This window comes from Kocuria sp. (assembly GCF_030536815.1).
Classification (GTDB): Bacteria; Actinomycetota; Actinomycetes; order Actinomycetales; family Micrococcaceae; genus Kocuria; species Kocuria gwangalliensis.
In genome coordinates this window covers 11,245-31,901 of the sequence record NZ_JAUNPE010000005.1, presented here as the reverse complement: position 1 = coordinate 31,901, position 20,657 = coordinate 11,245, and the positions used below count along the sequence as shown (strand labels likewise).

Annotated in this window: 16 protein-coding genes; 8 read left to right on the top strand and 8 right to left on the bottom strand. The window is 68.9% G+C overall.

Going from position 1 to position 20,657, the window contains the following annotated elements:
- Positions 1–46: 46 nt before the first annotated feature.
- The 5 genes from Q4E95_RS01415 to Q4E95_RS01395 are packed head-to-tail and all read right to left on the bottom strand — an operon-like array spanning position 47 to position 4,708.
- The gene (locus tag Q4E95_RS01415) at positions 47–694 is read right to left on the bottom strand and encodes a vitamin K epoxide reductase family protein (RefSeq protein ID WP_095650760.1); all 648 of its coding nucleotides are present in this window, start codon (positions 692–694) and stop codon (positions 47–49) included.
- Complete coding sequence (locus Q4E95_RS01410; RefSeq protein WP_229587029.1) at positions 687–2,687, bottom strand: cytochrome c oxidase assembly protein; 2,001 nt, start codon at positions 2,685–2,687, stop codon at positions 687–689. Before Q4E95_RS01410 ends, Q4E95_RS01415 begins: the two co-directional genes overlap by 8 nt.
- 4 nt (positions 2,688–2,691) lie before the next feature.
- The gene (locus tag Q4E95_RS01405; protein WP_062737365.1) at positions 2,692–3,375 is read right to left on the bottom strand and encodes a thioredoxin domain-containing protein; all 684 of its coding nucleotides are present in this window, start codon (positions 3,373–3,375) and stop codon (positions 2,692–2,694) included.
- 53 nt (positions 3,376–3,428) lie between these two features.
- Positions 3,429–4,343 (bottom strand): cation diffusion facilitator family transporter, encoded by a 915-nt coding sequence (locus tag Q4E95_RS01400; RefSeq protein ID WP_062737366.1) that lies wholly within the window; start codon positions 4,341–4,343, stop codon positions 3,429–3,431.
- On the bottom strand, positions 4,340–4,708 hold the full coding sequence (locus tag Q4E95_RS01395) for a helix-turn-helix transcriptional regulator (RefSeq protein WP_129701470.1): 369 nt from the start codon (positions 4,706–4,708) through the stop codon (positions 4,340–4,342). The genes Q4E95_RS01400 and Q4E95_RS01395 overlap by 4 nt, the downstream gene beginning before the upstream one ends.
- Before the next feature lie 1,229 nt (positions 4,709–5,937).
- Between Q4E95_RS01395 and Q4E95_RS01390 the strand changes: the two genes are divergently transcribed.
- The 5 genes from Q4E95_RS01390 to Q4E95_RS01370 all read left to right on the top strand — a co-directional run bounded on the left by Q4E95_RS01390 (position 5,938) and on the right by Q4E95_RS01370 (position 11,371).
- Positions 5,938–6,585 carry a DUF3105 domain-containing protein gene (locus Q4E95_RS01390; RefSeq protein WP_062737385.1) on the top strand — a complete coding sequence of 216 codons (648 nt, stop codon included), beginning with the start codon at positions 5,938–5,940 and terminating at the stop codon, positions 6,583–6,585.
- Complete coding sequence (locus tag Q4E95_RS01385) at positions 6,582–7,265, top strand: DUF305 domain-containing protein (RefSeq protein WP_062737386.1); 684 nt, start codon at positions 6,582–6,584, stop codon at positions 7,263–7,265. The genes Q4E95_RS01390 and Q4E95_RS01385 overlap by 4 nt, the downstream gene beginning before the upstream one ends.
- Positions 7,266–7,551: 286 nt before the next feature.
- The gene (locus tag Q4E95_RS01380) at positions 7,552–8,517 is read left to right on the top strand and encodes a cytochrome c oxidase assembly protein (RefSeq protein WP_062737404.1); all 966 of its coding nucleotides are present in this window, start codon (positions 7,552–7,554) and stop codon (positions 8,515–8,517) included.
- A 472-nt stretch (positions 8,518–8,989) separates the two neighbouring features.
- Positions 8,990–10,159 (top strand): heparan-alpha-glucosaminide N-acetyltransferase domain-containing protein, encoded by a 1,170-nt coding sequence (locus tag Q4E95_RS01375; RefSeq protein WP_219930791.1) that lies wholly within the window; start codon positions 8,990–8,992, stop codon positions 10,157–10,159.
- Between the two features lie 297 nt (positions 10,160–10,456).
- The gene (locus Q4E95_RS01370; RefSeq protein WP_084271836.1) at positions 10,457–11,371 is read left to right on the top strand and encodes an MIP/aquaporin family protein; all 915 of its coding nucleotides are present in this window, start codon (positions 10,457–10,459) and stop codon (positions 11,369–11,371) included.
- A 195-nt stretch (positions 11,372–11,566) separates the two neighbouring features.
- On the opposite strand, the gene cydD is transcribed toward Q4E95_RS01370, so the two are convergent.
- From cydD to Q4E95_RS01355, 3 genes are read right to left on the bottom strand one after another with little or no spacing between them, the layout of a single operon-like run.
- Positions 11,567–14,995, bottom strand: coding sequence for a thiol reductant ABC exporter subunit CydD (cydD, locus tag Q4E95_RS01365; protein ID WP_062737389.1), 3,429 nt, complete (start codon positions 14,993–14,995; stop codon positions 11,567–11,569).
- Positions 14,992–16,086: a cytochrome d ubiquinol oxidase subunit II gene (gene cydB / locus Q4E95_RS01360; RefSeq protein ID WP_062737390.1), complete on the bottom strand. Its 1,095-nt coding sequence runs from the start codon at positions 16,084–16,086 to the stop codon at positions 14,992–14,994. Before cydB ends, cydD begins: the two co-directional genes overlap by 4 nt.
- Positions 16,087–16,114: 28 nt before the next feature.
- Complete coding sequence (locus Q4E95_RS01355; RefSeq protein ID WP_062737391.1) at positions 16,115–17,698, bottom strand: cytochrome ubiquinol oxidase subunit I; 1,584 nt, start codon at positions 17,696–17,698, stop codon at positions 16,115–16,117.
- A gap of 108 nt (positions 17,699–17,806) precedes the next feature.
- Between Q4E95_RS01355 and Q4E95_RS01350 the strand changes: the two genes are divergently transcribed.
- The 3 genes from Q4E95_RS01350 to Q4E95_RS01340 all read left to right on the top strand — a co-directional run.
- Positions 17,807–18,193: a BlaI/MecI/CopY family transcriptional regulator gene (locus Q4E95_RS01350; protein WP_219930804.1), complete on the top strand. Its 387-nt coding sequence runs from the start codon at positions 17,807–17,809 to the stop codon at positions 18,191–18,193.
- Between the two features lie 6 nt (positions 18,194–18,199).
- Positions 18,200–19,150 carry a M56 family metallopeptidase gene (locus Q4E95_RS01345; RefSeq protein ID WP_062737393.1) on the top strand — a complete coding sequence of 317 codons (951 nt, stop codon included), beginning with the start codon at positions 18,200–18,202 and terminating at the stop codon, positions 19,148–19,150.
- A 316-nt stretch (positions 19,151–19,466) separates the two neighbouring features.
- Positions 19,467–20,657 (top strand): M23 family metallopeptidase (locus Q4E95_RS01340; RefSeq protein WP_303381614.1); only part of this gene is annotated, 1,191 nt, incomplete at its 3' end.

Sequence of the window (20,657 nt, the reverse complement as noted above, 5' to 3'; positions counted from 1 at the left end):
CCGTCGACGGTGTCGACCCCCGTGGGAGCACCGCGACCGGTGGGTGTCAGAGGCCGGTGAAGGCGGTGAAGAAGCGGAAGAACACCGAGGCGGCCACCGCGACGTAGGTGATGGCGACCAGGGTCCAGGCCCAGTCGGCGGCGAAGCGGGCCAGCCCGGGCGGGGCGGGGATGATGCCGTGGACCATGTTGCGGATGGTGAGCAGGATGGTCAGCGGGATCATCGCCGCCCACACGATCATGCAGTACAGGCACAGGATGTAGATGGAGAACAGCGCCTGGGACCACAACCAGATCGCGAACACCGCCCCGGCGGTGACCCCGACCTGCAGCCCGATCCAGTACCAGCGCCCGAACCGCGCCCCCGAGAGGGCCGCCATGGCGGTGGTAATGACCACGGCGAAGGCGACGATGCCGATCAGCGGGTTGGGGAAGCCGAACAGTTCCGACTGCCAGGTGCCCATGACCTGCCCGCAGGAGACCCAGGGGTTGATGTCGCAGCTGGTGACGTGGCCGGGGTCGCGGTAGAGGGCCAGGCGCTCGAGCACCAGGACACCGGAGGCGATCCAACCGATCACCCCGGTCACCAGCAGCAGGACCGCGAAGGGCCGGTACCGGGCGAAGCCGGGCAGGTGGGTCTCGGTGGCCGGGCCGGCGTCGGTGTGATGGGTGGTGCTGGTGGTGGGGTCAGCCATGGTGGGTGTCCTTGACGGTTCCGTTGTCGATGACAGGGGTGTCGGCCTGGGGTCTTCGGGCCAGGACGGCCAGGGCGGTGGCCAACAGGGGCAGGGCCCCGGCCAGGAGGATGGAGCTGGCCGCGGATTGCTGGTCCGCCAGCGGGGCGGGGCCCCAGTCCCTCCCCAGCCCGGAGAACCACTCCGGTTGGATCAGCGCTGGGGACAGGGCGGTGGCCCCCGCCCAGAGCCCCAGGGCGGTGGCTGTCCCGACCAGCGTCAGAGCTTGGGTGTGCACCGCAGCCCGGTCGCGTGGTGGGACCAGCACGGCGGCGGCGAAGATCAGGCCCAGGACCAGGGCGGTGGTATTCATCAGTTCGTGGCCGACGTGGGTGTGCAGGGCCAGGGCGAAGGCGGGGGTGTAGTAGAAGACACCGAGCCCGGCCAGGACCAGGACCGCGGCCGGGATCGGGTGGGCCATCAGCGCCCCGGTCCGGGAGGTGCGCCATGCGGTGGTGAGCTCGCGCGCCCCGGTGGAGCCGTCGGTGCGGGCCGGCACCAGGGCCGCGGCCAGAAGCCCGGGTCGTCCGGCGATCAGCAGCAACGGCACCGGGAAGGCCAGCAGCAGGTGGGCGGTGGTGTGGATGCTGAACAGGATCGGGGCGTAGACGGCCGGCAGCCCGCAGGTGACATAGACCAGCAGCACGAGTCCGGCCAGGAACGCCACCGTGCGCGCCACCGGCCACGGTGTCCTGGTGTAGCGCAGGCGTCGCGCCCCGGCCAGGTAGAGGCAGGCTGCGAGGATCGCCACGGCGATCCACAGCCAGTCCAGGCGCCACTGGGTGACCCACCCGGAGGCGCTCAGCGGTGGGGGCAGCAGGTAGCCGGTGAGGATCTCGGCGGCGGTGATGTCCGGTTCCCGTTCCAGGGGCACCGGGGTGGGGGTGCGCCCCAGGGCCACGCCCAGGGCCATCACCGCGCAGAGGATGAAGGCCTCCACGGTGATCAGCCGCCACACCCTGCCCCGGCTCGCAGGCCCGGCAGCAATGACCCGGCCGTTGAGGTACCCGAGCACCCCCAGGGCCACGGTGGCGATCGTCTTGGCGATCACCAGTGCCCCGTAGCCGGAGGCCAGCCCGTCCCACCCACCGATCCGGTAGACGGTGTTGATAACCCCGGAGACGGCCACCACGACGAAAGCCACCGCGGCCAGGGCGGAGAAACGCACCAGCACGCCGTGCGTGGCCTGCGGGGTGGTCAACAGCGGGACGAGCAGGGCGAGCACGATGATCCCGCCGGTCCAGATCCCGGCCCCGAGCAGGTGCAGGGCCAAAGCGTTGACGGCCCCGTTGTGGTCATCGACCCCGGCCACGTGCCCGAGCTGGGACAGCGGAATGACGGCGGCCAGGGCCACCACGGTGGTGGCGGTCACCGGCCCCGGGGAGCGGGCGAGCACGGCCAAGGTGGTGGTGAGCGCGGCCATCACCGCGGTCACCGCCCACGCCTGGCCGGGAATCAGGCGGGTCACGTAGTAGCCCAGCTGTCCGGTGAACTCGGTCGAGCCCGAGACGGGGGCACCGATGGTGTCGGCGTAGCTGAGCACGATGATCGCCACCGCGGCCAGCGTCCACACCGCCGCCGCCCCCGCGGCCACGTTCAGCACCCGGGCGAAGGCCGGGTGCTCGGCTCCGGGTGTTCTCGCGCCGTGGGCCGGGGTGGACCGGGGCACGACGGTGGTGGCGAAGACCAGCCCTGCCCAGGTGATGGACATGGCCAGATGGTGCACGGTCGTGGCCGCCGGCAGTCCCCAGCGCACCATCGCCCCGGGATCGAGCACCTCCCGGGCCGCGGTGGCCCCGGAGGAGCTCAGGGCCACCCACAGCACGGTGAGGGTCATCAGGCCGACAACGATGAGAGCAGCGGTGGCGACGCCCCGGCGCCGTCCAACCACTGCCAGGGCCGGCGCCGACGGGGCGGGCGGTGGTGTGGTGGTGGTGCGGGATGGACTGGTCATCGGGTCAGTCGGTGGCTGCGGTCTCGACAGCGGCCCGGAAGGCTTCCAGGGATTCGGGGTTGAGCACTTCTCCGTCGAGGTAGAACGTCGGGGTCCCGGCCACGCCCAGGGCTTCACCGTCAGCCACATCGAGCTTGATCCGCTCTTCGGTGGCCGGGTCGGCCACCGCGGCATCGAAGGCGGCCATGTCCAGGCCGAGGTCCTCGGCGAAGCCGCGGAAGAGTGCGCTCTGGTCCTCGGCCGATTCCCCCCATTCGGCCTGGGTCTCGAACATGCGCTGATACATGGCCTCGTACTGTCCCTGCTGGGCGGCGGCCTCCACGGCCACCGCGGCGTTGACGGAGTTGCGGTGACCCGGCAACGGGAAATAGCGGTGCACGAAGGTGACGGTGTCGCCGTACTCGGCCCGCAGGTCTTCGACGAAGGGGTAGGCGGCCCGGCAGGCCTCGCACTCGTAGTCCAGGAACTCCACCAGCACCGCCTGCTCATCCGGGGCCTTCGAGAGCACTCGGCTGTTCTCTCGCACCAGCTGCCCCACATCTTCGGGTACTTCAGGGGTGGAATTGGCACGGGCGATGAGGATCGGGATGGCCACGGCGGCCACGATGGCGACCAGGAGGATCCACACGAGGATCTTGGCCTTCGAGGGTTTCCGCTGGGGGGCGCTCGTACTGGCGGTAGTGCTCACAAGGGGTTTCCGTTCTGTCTCAGGCAGCAGGGCATACCGGGAGTGGAGGGGTTCTAGTGGCGGAGAGTCTCGTCCCCGCGGTGGGAGGCCGGTTCGATCTGGAAGGTGGAGTGCTCGATGGCCACGTCGAAGTCACGGGCCACACAGGCCTGCAGATCCGCCAGCACGACACCGGCGTGCTCGGCGCTCAGGCAGCCGTCGTGGACGGTGACGTGGGCCGAGAGCACCGGGGTGTCGGAGTCGATGCGTGAGGCGTGCAGGTCGTGCACCCCCACCACGTGGGGCAGGGACTCCAGGCGGGTGCGGACCTCATCCAGATCCAGACCCTTGGGAGTGGTTTCCATCAGGACCTCGATGGTGTCGCGCAGCAGAATCAGGGCCCGGGGCACGATCAGGGCGGCGATCAGCAGGGACACGATCGCATCCGCCTGGGTCCACCCAGTGGTGGCGATGACGATCGCGGAGACGATGACCGCCACCGAGCCCAGGGCGTCGTTGGCGACCTCCAGGAAGGCGGCCTTCATGTTCAGGTTCTCTCCCCGCCCCGAGGCCAGGATGATCAGCCCGATGATGTTGCCGACCAGCCCGATCACCCCGAACCACAGCATGGCCGAAGACTCGACCTCCGGGGGCTCCAGCAGCCGGCGGATACCTTCGACGGCAACGAACCCGCCCACGGCCAGCAGCACCGAGGCCTGGGCGGCCGCGGCGACGATCTCCGCCCGCTTGTACCCCCAGGTGCGTTTGTCCGTGGCCGGCTTCAGGGCCAGGGTCGCCGCGATCAGCGCGATCAGCAGCCCGGCGGAGTCGGTGAACATGTGCCCGGCATCGGCCAGCAGCGCCAGGCTGCCCGAGATCACCGCGCCGATGATCTCGGCGACCATGATCGTGGCGGTGATGGCGAAGACTACTGCCAGCTTTCCCCGCCGCCCGGTGGCACCGTGGGCGTGATCGTGCTCACCGCTCACGCCGGAACCTCTTGGGTGCTGGCCGCACCGGCGAGCTCCTCGGCGGCGCACTCCGGCGTGCCGCACTGGCACACCGCCTCGACGGTGAGAATCGTGCCCAGCAGGTCCTCCAGGGCGTGGGCCAGCTTCGGGTCCGAGAGCTCATAGCGCACATTGCGTCCGGCCGGCACGCCCACGACCAGCCCGCAGTCGCGCAGGCAGGCCAGGTGGTTGGACAGGATCTGCCGGCTCACCCCGATCTGGGCCGCCAGTTCCAAGGGCACCGCCGGGCCCTGCTGCAGCTGCAGCAGCACCGCGGCCCGGGTGGGATCGGCCAGTGCTTTGCCGAACCGGGACATCACCTCGACCGGGGACAAGATCCTCATGCCACAACCGTACAGCAGAATCTGTATCAAAGAGGGGCGGGGTCGAGCGAGGCTCGGGCAATGTCCAGCTTGTGTCCCTACGGTGTGGGCGGATGGGGGTGCCGTCCGCCACTGCGGCGCCCCCGTCCTCGAACCACCACGGCACCTCGTGCGGCCGTTGCCGCAATGCCCCTGCGGGGAGGGAAGGCGATTGTCTGCCTCCGGCAGGAGACGGGTGGAGCCCATGATCACTTTCTGCGCTGCTCCGCTGGGCAGCCCGCCCGTGCGCCGTTTCCCGACCGGGTGCAAGGCGGCCGGGCCGTGGCGACCGATCGACTCTGCGATCCAGGCACGAAGTACCCCAAATATGTCGCCGATGACGATCCTCTCGGAGCACTTCGCACCTGACGGAAGGCCTCCCGTCAACCGGCCACCACTGGTGGGGCGAAGCTCAGCGGTAGGTGTAGTACCCATCGAGGGGCATGGCGTTGACGGGTACTACACCTACCGCTGAGCCGGACTCGCTGCTGCGGTGCCCCACATGGTCACCGCAGCAGATCCCCGGACCGCTCTCACCCGGGGCCGGACCGCCTCTACCTCACGCGCACCTGCTGCGCCCTTCACCTGCTGCGGGAGTGCTCCTCTCCGAAAGCACCCCCGTCGGACATCGGTCGTTTCGGTGACACCGTCCGGGATCAGGCCTGCACTGGGGCGGTGAGTGATGCGCTGGGCGCGGCCTGAACCAGTTTCCGCGGCTAACCGGCCGACCACTTGAGTCCGGCGCCCGCGTCTCCACCGTCCAGACCCAGACCGATGTCCTCGTCGACTGCTCCCCGGGGGCGCCCACATCGGGGTCCATCCCGGCGGCGGCGAGGCCGTGCACGGCGGCCGGAACGGCCACCAGGCGGTCCTCGACAGCGTCAACGTCGGCTCCGGGCCGGTCCAGGTTTGCCTACGCTGAGCCGGTTCAGGCATCACATACTCCGGGTGCGTCCTCTTTGAACGACCAGCAAGGAGTGCGCACCCGGTCCTCACATCCCGCCCCAGGCCTGGATCTTCTGCGTCGTCGCCGTTAGCCACCGAGGACGCGCCTCTCCTGCGCTCGAGGATGCACACTCGCCGACATGTCCAGGAGTGGATGGTGGACGATCTTCCGAAGAAGGCCTTGCAGGAAAGGCTCAGCGCAGTGAGCTACTGTCCTGCCCGTTCATGAGGAGCAAGACCCTTTTTGGGCCTTTCAAGGAGGACGCATGGCTGGCGGTACGGACCCGGAGCGGGCGCGGCAGCAACGTGCTGCGCTGCTGGATCAGCACTGGGCGGCCGATGCCCGGGCCACCCGCAGGCGGCGGCTCCTGGCGGGCGCGGGCGCGGTGACGGCTGTCGCGGCGGTCGGGGCCCTGGTGACGGTGGCGGTGATCAACGATCCCCCGCCCCAGGCGCGGGAGGACATCGAGATCGCCGGGCTGCAGACCTACGAGGGCCTCGGCAACTCCCACGTGGAGACCGCGGTGGACTACGAGCAGTCCCCCCCGGTGGGCGGGGACCACGCCAGTGACTGGCTCAACTGCGGGGTCTACACCGAGCCGGTGCCCGAGGAGAACGCCGTGCACGCCTTGGAGCACGGGGCCGTGTGGGCCGCCTACGACCCCTCCGCCCTGTCCGAGGACCAGGTGGCTGAGTTACGCCAGGCCGTCCCGGACACCTACGTGGTGCTCTCCCCCTACGAGGACCTGGGCGCCCCCATCATGATCTCGGCGTGGGGGGCTCAGGTCGCCCTGGACTCCCCGGAAGATGAGCGCCTGGAGCAGTTCGTGACCAAGTACTGGCAGTCCCCCGACGCCCCGGAGCCCGGGGCATCCTGCACCGGCGGCATCGATGCCCCCAGCCGGGTCGCATGAGCACCAGCACCACCGGCGCCGCCTCCAGGAGCTCGGCAGGGCACCGGGGACGGTGGGTCCTGCTGGTGCTGGCGGCCGTGCTGTTGGTGGCGGCCGGCTGGGCGGTGGGGCAGCTGAGCGCTCCGACGTCGTCCACCCCGGCGGAGGGCAGCCCGGAAGCCGGGTTCGCCCGCGACATGCAAACCCATCACCTGCAGGCGGTGGAAATGAGTTCCTTGGTCCGTGACCGTACGGAAGACCCGGAGATCCGCCGGTTGGCATACGACATCTCCCGCACCCAGCAACAACAGGCCGGGCAGATGTACGGCTGGCTCTCCGTGTGGGGATTGCCCCAGGCCTCATCCCAACCGGCCATGGCCTGGATGGACGACGGCGACCAGAACCACACATCCATGCCCGGCATGGACTCCACGAGCCCTGGTCCGGACGCGCGAATGCCGGGCATGGCCACCGCCGAGCAGCTGGCCGAGCTGGAGGACGCCCAAGGCCAGGAGGCCGAACGGCTCTACCTCGAGTTGATGATCCCCCACCACCAAGCCGGAGCAGCCATGGCCCAAGCCATCCTGGAGCACACTGACAACCCCGTGGTGACCTCTCTGGCGCAATCGATCGCCACCAGCCAGACCTCGGAGATCAAGTACATGGAGGACCTGTTGGAGAAGCGCCGCAACCCATCATGATCTCCGTTCGCACGCCAGGATCAGCACCCGTGGCCGGGTCCGCGCAAAAGCTGACGGGCCCAGACGTGAACCGGTTCCCATGCTCGGCCCAGCTGTGCGCCGGGGACCGGAATCCACCGGGGCTCTTCGGCCCCGATCCCCAATATCGCGGGCAGGTCCGGGGAGAGGCCGGCGTGGCAGGCCCGTCCCTCCTGGACCGGTCCTGGGCTCAGGGCCCGATCCGGACCTCGGGACCGTTCTGTGGCATGCAAAAATGTCCTCATGGCAGTCGATGCTTTCCGTGACCATGGTTGACCGCAACATGGCCGGGCCGGTCTGGGTCCCGTCCGAGCCGCCGAGCTTGGAGAACTTCCTGGCCCCCACGTTGCAACCAATTCCACTCATCCCGGCCATCGCGCTGGTGCTGGCTGTGTTGTATTTGGTCGGAGCGGCCCGGCTGTGGAGGGCACGCCGGCGGTGGCCGGTGTGGCGGACCCTGTGCTTCTTCGCCGGGTGCGCGGTCACAGCGGTCATCATGGGCGCGGGAATTGAAGGCTACGGGTTGCGCATGTTCTCCGTGTTCATGTTCCAGCAGCTGACTTTGATGATGTTCGTTCCCGCGCTGCTGGTCCTGGGCAGCCCGGGCACTTTGCTGCTGCGGGCTGCACCCCATCGCGGGCCCGGCGCCGTGGTGCTGCGCCTGGCCCTGTGGGGGTTGCGTTCGAGGTGGGGCAGGCTCGCCATCCATCCTGCCTTCTTGGTTCCGTTGTTCCTGGTCAGTTTCTACGGGGTGTATCTCAGCGGACTTGACGACCGGTTGCTGCCCACCTGGTACGGCCACATCGGGCTGGAACTGCTGTTCTTGGCCTCCGGGATCCTGTTCACGATCCCGTTGCTGTCGGCCGACCCGTTGCCGGCCAAACAAACCTACGGCAGTCGCTTGGCCGACATCGTCCCCGAGATGCCGTTGCACGCCTTCTTCGGCGTCATCGTCATGATGGCTCCGCTACCCGTCGTGGAGTTTTTCGCCACCCCGCCAGGCAGCTGGAACCTTGACCCGATGGCCGACCAGGTCCTGGCCGGCTCGTTGGCCTGGTCCTACGGTGAATTGCCGTCCGTGCTGATTCTGCTGTTCATCATGAGCCAGTGGCACCGCGAGGATGCGCGCAACGCCGCCCGCGAAGAGGCCGAGGCCGCCGTCAGAGGCACCCCGGATTTGGATGCTTACAACGCCTACCTGGATCAGTTGCAGCAGCGCACCGAGGACCGCTAACCCCTATGTGGACCGGCTGACGTCACCGGAAGCCGGCTGGGACGGCCAGGGACGCCGACACGACCCGCCGCCCCCAACCGTTCCCAGGTGCGTGGCCTGCCGGTGGCCTGCAGGGTCCTATGGGACCAGGAGAGGCCGTCCAGGGTGTGGAAGACCCGGGCGCCGACCATCTCGGCCAGTTCTCGGCCTGGTGCACATCCGTGGTGCTGATGGTGGCGGACCTGGAGACGACCGTTCGCAGGCCCGCATGGCGCGCCCGGAGACGCGGCAGCGGACACAGCCAGGGCACAGGGAAAGGATAAGCCCGGGACAGTCCGCCCTGGTCAAATGGGGGTGGAGGGGCCTGGAGTGCCCGGACCGGTGGGCGGGGGCCCGCCGGTACATCCGAGAGAAGGAGCCCACCAGCATGGTCAGCATCCACCACCCGACCTCGGGGACGCGGGGGCCAACTGGGGACTCAGGTCTCCCGCTGGTGAAAAAATCCCGGCTGGTGGGCGTCGATGCCGCCCGGGGTCTGGCTCTGGTCGGGATGTTCTCCATCCACATCTTGCCGGCCTGGGACCCCGAGACCTACGAGGTCACCTTGCAGTGGCAGCTGTTCGCCGGCCGGGCCGCGGCCCTGTTCGCGCTGCTGGCCGGGGTCGGGCTGGCGTTCTCCACCGGCGGACGCACAGCCCACCGGGGCCGGACGATGACCGCCGACCGGGTGGGGCTGCTCATCCGGGCCGTGCTGATCACTGTGCTGGGCCTGCTCGTGAACCAGGTCATGCCGGAGGACCCGCCCGCCTACAACATCTTGACCTACTACGGGATGTTCTTCCTGCTGGCCATCCCCTTCCTGCACCTACCCGCACGGACCCTGTTCATCCTCGCCGGAGTGACCGCGGTGACCGCCCCGGTGCTGATGCAGACCCTGCGCGGCGTGCTGCCCGCGATGGAGGTCTACAATCCCACCATCACCGGGGTGCTCACCGACCCTGGCACGGTGCTCTCCCAACTGTTGTTCACCGGTACCTACCCTGCGGCCCCATACCTGACCTACCTGCTTGCCGGCGTAGCCATCGGCCGGCTCAACCTGCGGTCCCTGCACGTCCAGGTCCGGCTGCTCGGGGCGGGCCTGGTCCTGGCTCTGGCCGCGTGGTTGGTCTACTGGGTGCTGATCATGCAGGCCGGCGGCTTTGACCAGCTGATGAGCTCCACCCCGGGACTGAGCCAGGAGCAGATCGACGAGATCATCATCTGGGGCCCCGACCCCGTCCTGCCCGACACGTCGTGGTGGTGGCTGCTAATCCCCGGTCCGCACACCAACACCCCGATCGCGATCCTCTATGGCCTCGGCTCCGGTGCGGCCGTGCTGGGGGCGTTCCTGCTCATCGGGCGGAAGGCCGGCGCCTGGTTGCTGCCGCTCAGTGCTGCGGGCTCCATGACCCTGACCCTCTACACCGCCCACCTGCTGGCACTGGCCGCCATGGTGCACTACGAGGTGCCCCTCCTGTGGTTCCTCATCCACGCAGGCGGGGCGGCGGTGTTCGCGGTGGCCTGGCAGCGCGCCTACGGCCAGGGCCCACTGGAGCTGGCCCTGGCCCGGACCGCCGGCGCCGGGCGTGGGCTCGTGCTCACCTCCGCTCGATGCGAAGACTGAGCCCGGACCCAACTGCAGCAGCGGGTGGGTCCGTCGAGGCGGCGGTATCAAGAATGGGCTCCCACAACACATCCGCTGAACCCACAGAATGGGAAAGCGCCTTCGCCAGTCCCCTCTCTGTCAGCCTTGAGTGAGGCGACCGACCAGCAAGGACCTGCTGTGGGGCCGACACATTTGAGCCCGTGCTCAAAAACCATTCAGCTAGCCGTGGTCCTATTGCAGCGGCGCCCGGCGCCCGGACTTACTGGCCTTCCCTTCTGGCCCTGCCGTGTCGATACAACGTTCAGGAGAACCCCTATGACCGACAACACCGCACAACCTGCTGCTGCGGGATCCACAGCGCCCGCCCGTGATGCTGGAACGGCCGCCCTCGACTTTCAGGATTTGGTGGCTCCGGTTCCGAAAGCGGTGCGCAAAGATTCCGGCACCAACGAGGTGTCCCCGGCTCCCTCCACCGGTGCCCGGTGGGCGGCGGAGTTCGCGGGCACTACCGTGCTGATTTTCGCCGGGGTGGGCACCGGGATTTTCGCCACCCAGGTCATCGATTCCGCACTGGGTTTCGGGCTGGGGCTGCTGGCGGTATTGGTGGCTTTCGGGCATGTCTCCGGGGGTCATTTCAATCCTGCCGTGACCCTGGCGGCGGTCGTGGCCGGGCGCACATCACCCAAGGTCGCCATCGGTTACGTGGTGGCCCAGGTGCTGGGGGCCCTGGTCGCGGTGGGGCTGCTGTGGGCGGTGCTGATGACACTGATCGATGCCGCCACCACCGCCCAGGCTCTGGGGGCGGTGGCCAACGGCTACGGGCAGAACTCCACTTCCCAAGCCGGCTGGCCCACCGTGCTTCTGATTGAGTTCGTGGCGAGCACCTTGTTCGTTCTCGTGGTCCTGGGCTCAACCGCCCCACGGGCCAACGCGGTACTGGCCCCGGTGGCGATCGGGGCGACCTTCGCGTTCCTGCTCACCATCCTGGCGCCGTTCGACGGCGGATCGATGAATCCGGCCCGCTCCACCGGCACCGCGGCCATCGGTGGCGCGCAGAGCCTGTCCCAGCTGTGGCTGTTCTGGGTCGCCCCGTTGTTGGGGGGTCTGGTGGCGGGTTTGATCTACCGTGTGGTGGATTTGGGCCGCGCACCCCGCCCCGCCACTACGCAATCCACGGAAGACGCCACAGCAAACAACAGCACCGACACTTCCACCGCCCCGGAAGTGTGAGGGAATCGAGCAGTGTCTCGTGACGGGACGGTTCTATGCACCATGACGTCCCGTTGGAGCCATGTGGATCAACCCGCGCCAGCGCAGGCCGGCCGAGCGTCGGCGGCTGAGGACAGGTCGCGCGGAGTCCCCGGGAGAGGTGTATCTCATCTGGGGCTGTGATGTCTTGGGAGATCGTCTGCGTTGGCGGGGCGGTCAGAGAACACGCGTCAGTGACCGGTCGCCGTTTCTGGCCTGCGCATGGTCCCTGGGTTGCGGTGGGCGGTGCTGGTGCACCCCTGGTAGGCGGAGGTGGACGTCTGCTCCAGCACGTTGTTCGGCGTGGTGGGTCACGAGCACGACGATGCGGTCGGACAGTGCTGAGCGCAGGTCGGAGATCAGCGAGTCGGCAGCTGGTGCGTCGAGGTGAGCGGTGGGTTCGTCGAGGAGCATGACGTCGGCGCGGGTGAGCAGTGCCCTGGCCACGGCGACGCGTTGACGTTGCCCCCCGGAGAGCTCCCCGCCGCTGGGCCCAACTGGTGTGTCCAAGCCCCGGGGAAGGCTGTCCAGGAAGGGGCCCAGGCCCACACGGGTGAGGACCTCGTACATGTCCTCATCGGTGGGCCGATCGTCTTTACCCCGGGCGAGCAGGAGGTTGCCGCGGATGGTGGAGTCGAACAGATGTGCCTCCTGGGGGCACCAGGCGAAGCACCGCCGCAGCTGCCGGGCGTCGAAGGTGGTGCTGTCGGAGCCGTTGACCTGCCATGAGCCCTCCGCGGCGGGCAAGTGGCCGAGGAGGGTCGCCAGCAGGGTGGACTTGCCTGAGCCGGAGGGACCTTCAACGACGAGCCACTGGCCGCGTCGCACGGTGGCCTGGAGGTGGCGGAATGCCGGGGCCGGCGCCTGGGGCCAGGTGACGGCCAGGTCGGCCAGCGTCAGCTCTTGGACCTGAGCCGGAACCAGCCCGGCGGGGGGCTGAGGTCGCTCGTGACGGGTGGTTGTGGAGGTGACGGCATGGACCTTGCGCAGTGACTGGGCCAGCGCGGACCACTGCTGTACCGCATCGACCACGCCGAGCAGCGGGTCGATCAGGCCCAGAGGCAGCAGCACGAGTCCGGCGACGACCGGTGTGGAAATCGTGCCCGCCGCCAGGGCTTCGGCGGTGGTAGCCAGCATCAGCACGGAGGAAAGAGAACAGGCCAGCACCACGACGGCCTCGCCCAGGCCCCGCGCCCAGGCACTGGAGCGGGTCGACGTGTCCGCGCGCTGCTCGAGGTCGTCCAGCCGGGCGAGCATGTCCTCGGTTCGATCGTTGGCGCGCAGCTCACTGGAGGCGGCGGCCATCGCGGCGAAGCGGCGGATCACTTTGGAGCGAACGACGGTGAGGTGGCGGGCCGCCGAGCGATCGGCCAGCAGCGCCGCGGCGGGCCCGGCGAGCAGCCCGCCGAAAACGGCGACCAGGAGCGTGGGCACCGCGCTGGGACACAGGACCGTGACGGTGACGACAGCCCCCAGGGCGGTGCCGGCCCCGGCCATCGGTGGCAGCAGGACCCTTGGTGCCAGGTCACGGACCCGGTCTGCGGCCTCGACCAGGTGCTCCAGCGCCGCCCCACCGGTGGCCAGGGCCCGGGAGGCCAGGCCGCGGGCGGCTAGCCCGGCCCAGATCCGGGACCTGAGCTCGGTGGTGGCGGACAGGACGGCATCGTGGGTGGCCAGTCGCTCGGCGTAGCGCAGCACGGCACGGCCGATGCCGAAGAAGCGGACGCCGACGATGGCGACCATCAGGTACATGATTCCCGGTTGCTCGCTGGCGCGCACGATCAGCCAGCCCGACAGCGTGGTGAGGGCGGCGGCGAACAGGGCTGAGGCCGTCCCCAGGGCCGCGGCCCCCAGCACGCGCCAGCGAGTGGAGGCGATGAACGCCCCGAGCTCGCCCAACGCACCACCGGAGGTCTCGGCGAGTGAAGAATTGGACGCCTCGCCCTGGCGATCGGGCACCGGCGGCTCCTCCGGGGCGGTGGTTCCTGGCCGGCGGTGCGCCCCCTCCCCGCGGGGGCTGGCGGGCTGCCCCAGGAGCACTGTCTGATCGGCGAGGGCAGTGATCTCGGTTTCGTGGGAAGCCAGGATCACGGTTGTGGTGCCGCGCAGGTTGTCGATGAGGTTTCTGATGCGGTGCGCGTTGGCGGGATCGAGGTGGGCGGTGGGCTCGTCGAGGAGCAGCAGCCTGGCCCCGGCGGTGATGCGGGCCAGGCCCCGGGCCAGGCCCAGGCGGCGCAGCTCCCCGGGACTGAGTTGGTTCGGGTCCGCCTCGGCCAGCCCGGTCAGTCCGACTCGCGCGAGGGCGTGGTGGGCGGAGGCGGTGTCGTGGGCGTAGAGCTGGATCTCGTCGAGGACGGTTTCGCCGACGGTGTGGATGTGCTGAGGCACCCAGGCCACTGCAGCCGGGTCGATCCCGTGGATGGTTCCTTTTTGGGCTTCGATGGTTCCGGCGAGGACCCCGAGCAGGGTGGATTTGCCGCTGCCGCTGGGGCCTTCGACGCTGGTGATGGTTCCGCCGAAAATTTCGGCGTCGAGACCGGATACTGCTGGGGAGGCCCGTCCTGGGTAGCGCACGACCACGCCGCTGATCCGCACCAGGGGTGCCTGGTCCGCCGGAGTGTCCGGCCGGGGGTTGATCGTTGCGGGGTTCGATTCCGGCGGCGTCGTTCTGCGGATGTCGGGGGCCGGGGACTCGGCGACGATCTCCCGGGAGCGATGCAGGGCTGCCATGCCGTCCTGGGAGGCGTGGAAGGCTGCGCCGAGGTCGCGGAAGGGGGCGAAGCATTCAGGGGCGAGGATGAGGGCAACGAGCCCCACCAGGAGGTCGAGGTCACCGTAAACGAGACGCACGCCGACGAACACCGCCACGACGGCGACCGAGAGCGTGGCGATCAGCTCGAGCACCAGCGCGGAGAGGAAAGCGGTGCGCAGCGTCACCATGGTCGTGTGCCGGTGCTGCTCGGAGACATCGCGCAACGCCGCAGCCTGCTCCTCGATCCGCCCCAGGCCCACGAGGACGGGCAGTCCACGGGCGAGTTCGACCAGGTGGTGGGAGAGCCGTTGAAGAACGGCGGAAGACTCCCCGGCCTTGTCCTGGGAGTGCAGTCCGATCAGTGCCATGAACACCGGGATCAGGGGCACGGTGAGCACGATGATGAGGGCGCTGACCCAGTCGGCGGCCAGAATCCTCGCCCCGACCAGCAGAGGCACGGCGGCGGCGGCGGTGACCGAGGGCAGCACGCGCGCGTAGTAGTCGTCGAGGGCGTCGAGGCCGATGGTGCCCACGGTGGTCGTGGCGCCGACGTCGTGGCCACCACCGGCCATGAGGCCGGTGGCGAGTTCTCGGCGCAGCCCCCGCTTCGCCCGACCGGCGGCGCGGACGGCGACGACCTGGGTGGCCCAGGTGGTTCCGGCACGCAGCAACCCGGCGCCGATCCCGACCAGCAGAGCCCGTTGCCAGGCCGCCGTGTCATGAGCGATGACCCCGACGATGCCGCGAGCCAGGGCTTCGGCCATGCCGATCAGGGCCAGAGCCTTGAGCGCTCCTAGGAGGCTGAGGGTAAAGACTGTTGCAGAGCCGCCGGGGCCCAGTGGGGGACGTTTCATGCCTGCCTGTTCCCGTCCGCGCCTCTCCCCGGCACACCCTCACGTGGGGTGCCCGTGGCGAGTTTCGGGGCAACGGCGGGAAGGACGGGGTGGGGGGCGGGAAGATGGCCGGTGGTCAGGCGCCGGCGGAACACCCAGTAGCTCCAGCCCTGAGCGAGCAGCACCGCGGGCAAGCCGATGGCCGCCACGACGGTCATGACCCCCAGGGTGTAGTCGCTGCTGGAGGCATTGGCCACCGTCAGGTGGTGGGCGGGGTCGATCGTGGAGGGCAGGACCACGGGGTAGACGTTGGCGAAGATTGAGGTAAGACCGCAGAACAGCAGTGCGGCGGAACCGGCGAAGGCGCGGCCTTCCCGGCCCAGGCGGGCGCTGGTCCACCCGAAGAGCGCGGCGACGACCGCGACACCGACCAGGGGCCAGGTCCAGGCCGTGTCGTGGAGCACTTGAACGGCCAACACCCACACGGTGAGCGGCACCAGCGCAGCCGGACCGAAGCGGAGGAGGAACCGGCGGGCACGCACCCGGACCGGGCCCTCGGTCTTCAGTCCCAGGAAGGCCGCGGCGTGCACGAGGCAGAACCCGACCAGCGCCAGCCCCCCGAGCAGCGCGTAGGGCGTGAGCCAGGCGAAGGCCCCGCCGACGCGGTCGCCGTTAGCGTTCAGCGGCAGACCCGTAGTGGTCAAAGCCAAGGCAGCACCTAGCCCGAAGGCGACCAGGAACGACCCCATCCCCAAGGCCCGGTCCACCCACCGCCGCCACCGGTCGCTGTGGACCTTCCCGCGGTACTCGATGGACACCGCCCGGAAAATCAGCCCGACCAGGACGAACACGAAGGGGACGTACAGGGCAGAGAACAAGGAGGCGTACCAGTCGGGGAAGGCGGCGAAGAGCCCGGCGGCTGCAGTGATCAGCCACACCTCGTTGCCGTCCCACACCGGGCCGATGGTATTGAGCATCTGCCGGCGCTGGCGCTCATCGCGGGTACTGGTAAGCATGAGCATCCCCACGCCCAGGTCGAAGCCGTCCAGGAGGATGAACCCGGTCCACAGCACCGCGATGGCGATGAACCAGAGAGTGGGAAGCAGTTCCATGTCAGGGGCCGTTCTGTGGTCGTCGGGCTCAGTAGGCGAAGGCCAGCACGTCATCGCGCCGACCGGTCATGCCCTCGGGATGGGCGGGGTCATCTTCGTGGTGGGCGAGCTCGGGCATGGCCGAGGCGACCCCGCCGCGCACGTAGCGCACGAGCAGCATCGTCTCCACCACCAGCAGGACCGCGTAGATCAGCCCGAGGGTGACCAGGGAGAAAAGGATCTCCTCCCCGCTGACTCCCGGGGAGACGGCAGCGGCGGTGTACATGTACACCCCGTCCACACCACTGGGGTTGGGATTCGGGACGACCACGAACGGTTGCCGCCCCATCTCGGTGAACACCCACCCGGCAATGTTGGCCCCGAAGGGTGCCAGGATGGAGGCCACCGCCACCCACATCAAGGGCTTGGAAGCCGGGACGGTGCCCTTCCGTGTGATCCACAGCGCCAGCGCCGCGAACCCCGCGGCGAGCATGCCGAAGCCGATCATCAGGCGGAACCCCCAGTAGGTGACCTCCATCAGGGGCAGGTAGTCGATCTTCTGGCCGGCCCGTTGCCCGTACATGGGGTCCTCAGGCAGGTGGGTGCCGTAGGCGGCCTCGTACTGTGGGATGAGGGTGTTCACGCCCTTGACTTCGGTGTCAAAGTCCCCGTGGGCCAGAAACGACAACAGGCCCGGGATCTCGATGACGTTGGTCACCTGGTCACAGTCCTGGGCTCCCAGCGGGCCCACCGCCAGCACCGAAAAGCTGGTGCCATCGTGGCAGGCCGCCTCAGCGGCAGCCATCTTCAGCGGTTGCTGCTCGAACATCAGCTTGCCCTGCAGGTCCCCGGTGGCGGCGACCCCGCCGAAGGCGACGGCGGCGACCACCGCACCGATGCGCAGACTGGACAGCCACACCGCGTGGTCGACCCGGTCCCGCCCGGGAATATCGGCCCGCTCCCCCACAACCACGGCACCGGAATCGTCGACGGTGTCGATGTTGTCCCGGCGGCGCTGCCACAGCTGGTACCAGGAAACCCCAATCAGGAACGCCGCGCCCACTGCCACCGCTCCGGCCAGAGTGTGGGAGTAGGCCACCAGGGCCGTGTTATTGGTCAGCACCGCCCACACGTCGTTCATCACAGGGCGGCCGTCCACCATCTCCACGCCCACCGGGTGCTGCATCCAGGAGTTGGCGACGATGATGAAAAAGGCCGAAACCACGGAGCCCAGCACCGCGGTCCACAGCGTGGCCAGGTGCAGCTTCTTGGGCAGGCGATCCCAGCCGAAGATCCACAGGCCCAGGAAGGTGGACTCGAAGAAGAAGGCGAGCAGGCCCTCCATCGCCAACGGTGCCCCGAAGACATCGCCGACGAAGCGGGAGTACTCGCTCCAGGCCATCCCGAACTGGAACTCCTGCACCAACCCGGTGGCCACGCCCATGATGAAGTTGATCAGGTAGAGCTTGCCCCAGAACTTCGTCATCCGCAGCCAACGCCCGTTGCCGGTACGCACCCACATCGTCTGCATGAGCGCCACCAGCAGACCCAGCCCGAGCGTGAGCGGGACCATCACGAAGTGGTAGACGGTGGTGATCCCGAACTGCCACCGGGCGATCTCCAACGGATCCATGGGTTGTCCCCCAAGCCTGTTTACAGTGGTGTAGAAGTAATTCTACGAGTCGTAGAACTACTTCTACACCACTGTAGAACACGTGGGTCGGTCCGCTAGAATCAGCCGGTGGCAACCAACGAATCGAAACGTGCAACCTCCTTAGGTGACCTGGAGCGATCCATCATGGAGATCCTCTGGCAGGCGGACACCCCCCTGTCGGCTTACGACCTTCAGGACCAGCTCCCCCTAGCCACCGACAGCGGCCGCCCCCGCGCCGCCACCACCGTGCTCACCGTCCTGTCCCGCCTGGAGCGCAAAGGCTTCGTCACACGGGAACGCACCTTCCGCCCCCACCGCTACTTACCTGCGGCCTCCCGGGAGGAGCACATGGCCTCCCTCATGCACGAGGTCCTCGGAACAGCCAACGACCGGGCCGCCGTACTCGAACGCTTCGTCGGGGGCGTCAGTTCCGAGGAAGCACAAACGCTGCGGCGCCTCCTCGACGACCACTGAGTCCATGTGATCAGCGCCTCGATCGCCCTCGCGGCATTTGCCCTCGCCCTGGCCTGGCCCGTCCCAATCCTTCTCTCGCACGCCAAGTGGCCGACCTGCGCCCCCGCCACCGCACTGGTGCTCTGGCAGGCCGTCGCCCTGGCCGGCGGGCTGTCGATGCTCGGGGCCTTGCTCACCTTCGGCCTGACCCCTTTTGGGCCGGACCTGGTCACGGGCGGCATCAGCTTCGCCGCCAGCTTCTTGGGAGATCAGCCATGGGTGCCCGCAGGCCCGATGCACATCCTCGCGCTGTCCGGAGCAGTTCTGCTCGGCGGGCATCTGCTGCTGAACCTGATCGTCACGATTGTGCGCGCCGAACGCGATCGTCGGCGCCATGCCCAGCTGGTCCTGCTCCTGAGCACACCGCTGCCCGAGGCCCCCGGCACCCGGCTCCTCGACAACCCCGCCCCGATCGCCTACTGCCTCCCCGGGGCGTTCACCACGATGACCGTCCTCTCTGCCGGACTGCTGTCACTGCTCGATGAAAACGAGCTGGACGCGGTGATCGAGCACGAGAAGGCGCATGCCACCCAACGCCATGACATCGTGCTCATGCTATTCCGCGCCTGGAGGGCTTCCCTGCCCTGGTTCCCCATCGCCGACCGCGCCCACCGCGAAGTCGGGCTCCTCGTCGAGATGCTCGCCGACGACAGCGCCCGCCGGAGCGTCGACGACCGTACCCTCGCCCGAGCCGTCGTCCTTGTCAGCACCGGTGGATTCGCTGCTCCCTCGCACCGCTTCCAAGGCACCTGGACAGGAACGGCCCCTACCGAGGATGCTCGTCATCGCATCCTGCGGCTGGAGGCCACACCCCTGCCGACGGGGCAAAAAGCAACAGTCATCGGCGCAGCCGCTGCGCTCATCTCCGTGCCCACCATCTTGTTGCTCGCCCCCGGCCTCACCAACCTGTTCGACTGACCACAGGCGCGAACCACGCTGGCTGCCACGGCAACATCTGACCCACGACAGGGCGCCCTGACATCGGTATCTACCGCGTCACATGAGGTACCTCAGCGCCACTCTGCCGCCACCGAACCAGGAACCTCGAACCGGAGGGCGGCAGCTCTGCGCGTCATACAGCGTTGCGTCCCCGCACGACGCCGCATTAACGGGAGCGAAGACGTATCCTCAGGAGAATTGTCCGTGCTCCTACGCGCACACCAATGTTTGATGCCTGCGGTCCGTTGCTCGATCTTTCCGTCGCTGCCTGCGACGTCCTGGGGGAAACACCATCATGCCCCGCGACTCCTCTCGCCGCCCTGCCAAGCCCGACCTCCGTCACCGCGCCTCCTCGCCGGTGAGCGCCCTCGCCGCGTTCTCGGCCCTCGTGGCGCTGAGCGTGGCCGTCAGCTCGGGCGTCACTCCGGGGGCCGGCGAAGAACGAGGGGCTGCCTTCGGGGCGTCGGCGGGTTCCTCGACGTCCTCGGAGCGGTCGGACAGCGGGTGGAGCCTCTTCGCGTCAGGTCAGGAGCGGCAGCACCCCCCGGCGGCACCGCTGCGGCAAAACCGTTCCACCTCGCCCGTCCGTGACGGCGCCACGGGCAACGGCTCCTGGCGCCAAGGCACCGGCCCGGGCGACGGCGACCGGAACGCGGCCTCGACGGTGCGCCCGGGGCGGCACGCACCGAGGCTGTACTCGGGCGAGCTTCCCGTCAACACCCTCATCGCCCCCACCACTCCCGGGGCCGTCCTGACCGGGGGCACCTTCGGGTGGCGGATCGCCCCCGATCGCGGCGACCGCGAGTTCCATAACGGCACCGACGTTTCCGCCGCCGCAGGGCTGCCGGTCGTGGCGGCCGCCGAGGGCGAGGTGACGGCCGTGTTCTGGGACGTCTGGGGCGGCAACCGTGTGGAGGTCACCCACGCGGACGGACTGAGAACCACCTACAACCACCTCCAGGACGTCAGGGTGGCCACCGGTGACCGGCTGACCGCGTCCGAGCAGCTCGGTTCCGTCGGTGCCACCGGAACCCGGGTCACGGGACCAAACCTGCACCTCGAGACCTGGGTCGACGGGCAGGCCGTGGACCCCCAGTCCTTCGACTGGGTCGACGGCCTCCGCGTCATTCCCGCCTCCCGCAGCAAGTACTCCTTGGAGGTGCCCGTGCCGGCTCTCCCGGAGGACGAGACCGCCGCCAAGAAAAAGGCCGCCTCAGGCGAAGAGACTGCCGATCAGAAGAAGGTCGCCCAAAGGAAGGCTGCCGAGCAGAAGGCCGCTGCGACCAAGAAGGTCACGAAGGAGCCACAGCCCACGGCCGAGCCTTCCGCTCCTGCAAAACCCAGCCCCACACCGACTCCTGCACCGCCAGCAGCGCAAAAGCCCACGGCCCCCCAGACCAAGCCGGTAAAGCCCGCCAAACCAGCACCTGCTGCGACCCCGCCCGGGCCCCTAACGGCACCGTCCAAGCCGGCACCGCCCAAACCG

Coding starts and splice junctions, on each gene's coding strand:
- Q4E95_RS01355 (WP_062737391.1), bottom strand. CDS start 17,698: ATGGATCCGTTGGAGATCGCCCGGTGGCAGTTCGGGATCACCACCGTC.
- Q4E95_RS01370 (WP_084271836.1), top strand. CDS start 10,457: ATGACCGACAACACCGCACAACCTGCTGCTGCGGGATCCACAGCGCCC.
- Q4E95_RS01380 (WP_062737404.1), top strand. CDS start 7,552: ATGGTTGACCGCAACATGGCCGGGCCGGTCTGGGTCCCGTCCGAGCCG.
- Q4E95_RS01415 (WP_095650760.1), bottom strand. CDS start 694: ATGGCTGACCCCACCACCAGCACCACCCATCACACCGACGCCGGCCCG.
- Q4E95_RS01385 (WP_062737386.1), top strand. CDS start 6,582: ATGAGCACCAGCACCACCGGCGCCGCCTCCAGGAGCTCGGCAGGGCAC.
- cydB (WP_062737390.1), bottom strand. CDS start 16,086: ATGGAACTGCTTCCCACTCTCTGGTTCATCGCCATCGCGGTGCTGTGG.
- Q4E95_RS01410 (WP_229587029.1), bottom strand. CDS start 2,687: ATGACCAGTCCATCCCGCACCACCACCACACCACCGCCCGCCCCGTCG.
- Q4E95_RS01390 (WP_062737385.1), top strand. CDS start 5,938: ATGGCTGGCGGTACGGACCCGGAGCGGGCGCGGCAGCAACGTGCTGCG.
- cydD (WP_062737389.1), bottom strand. CDS start 14,995: ATGAAACGTCCCCCACTGGGCCCCGGCGGCTCTGCAACAGTCTTTACC.
- Q4E95_RS01395 (WP_129701470.1), bottom strand. CDS start 4,708: ATGAGGATCTTGTCCCCGGTCGAGGTGATGTCCCGGTTCGGCAAAGCA.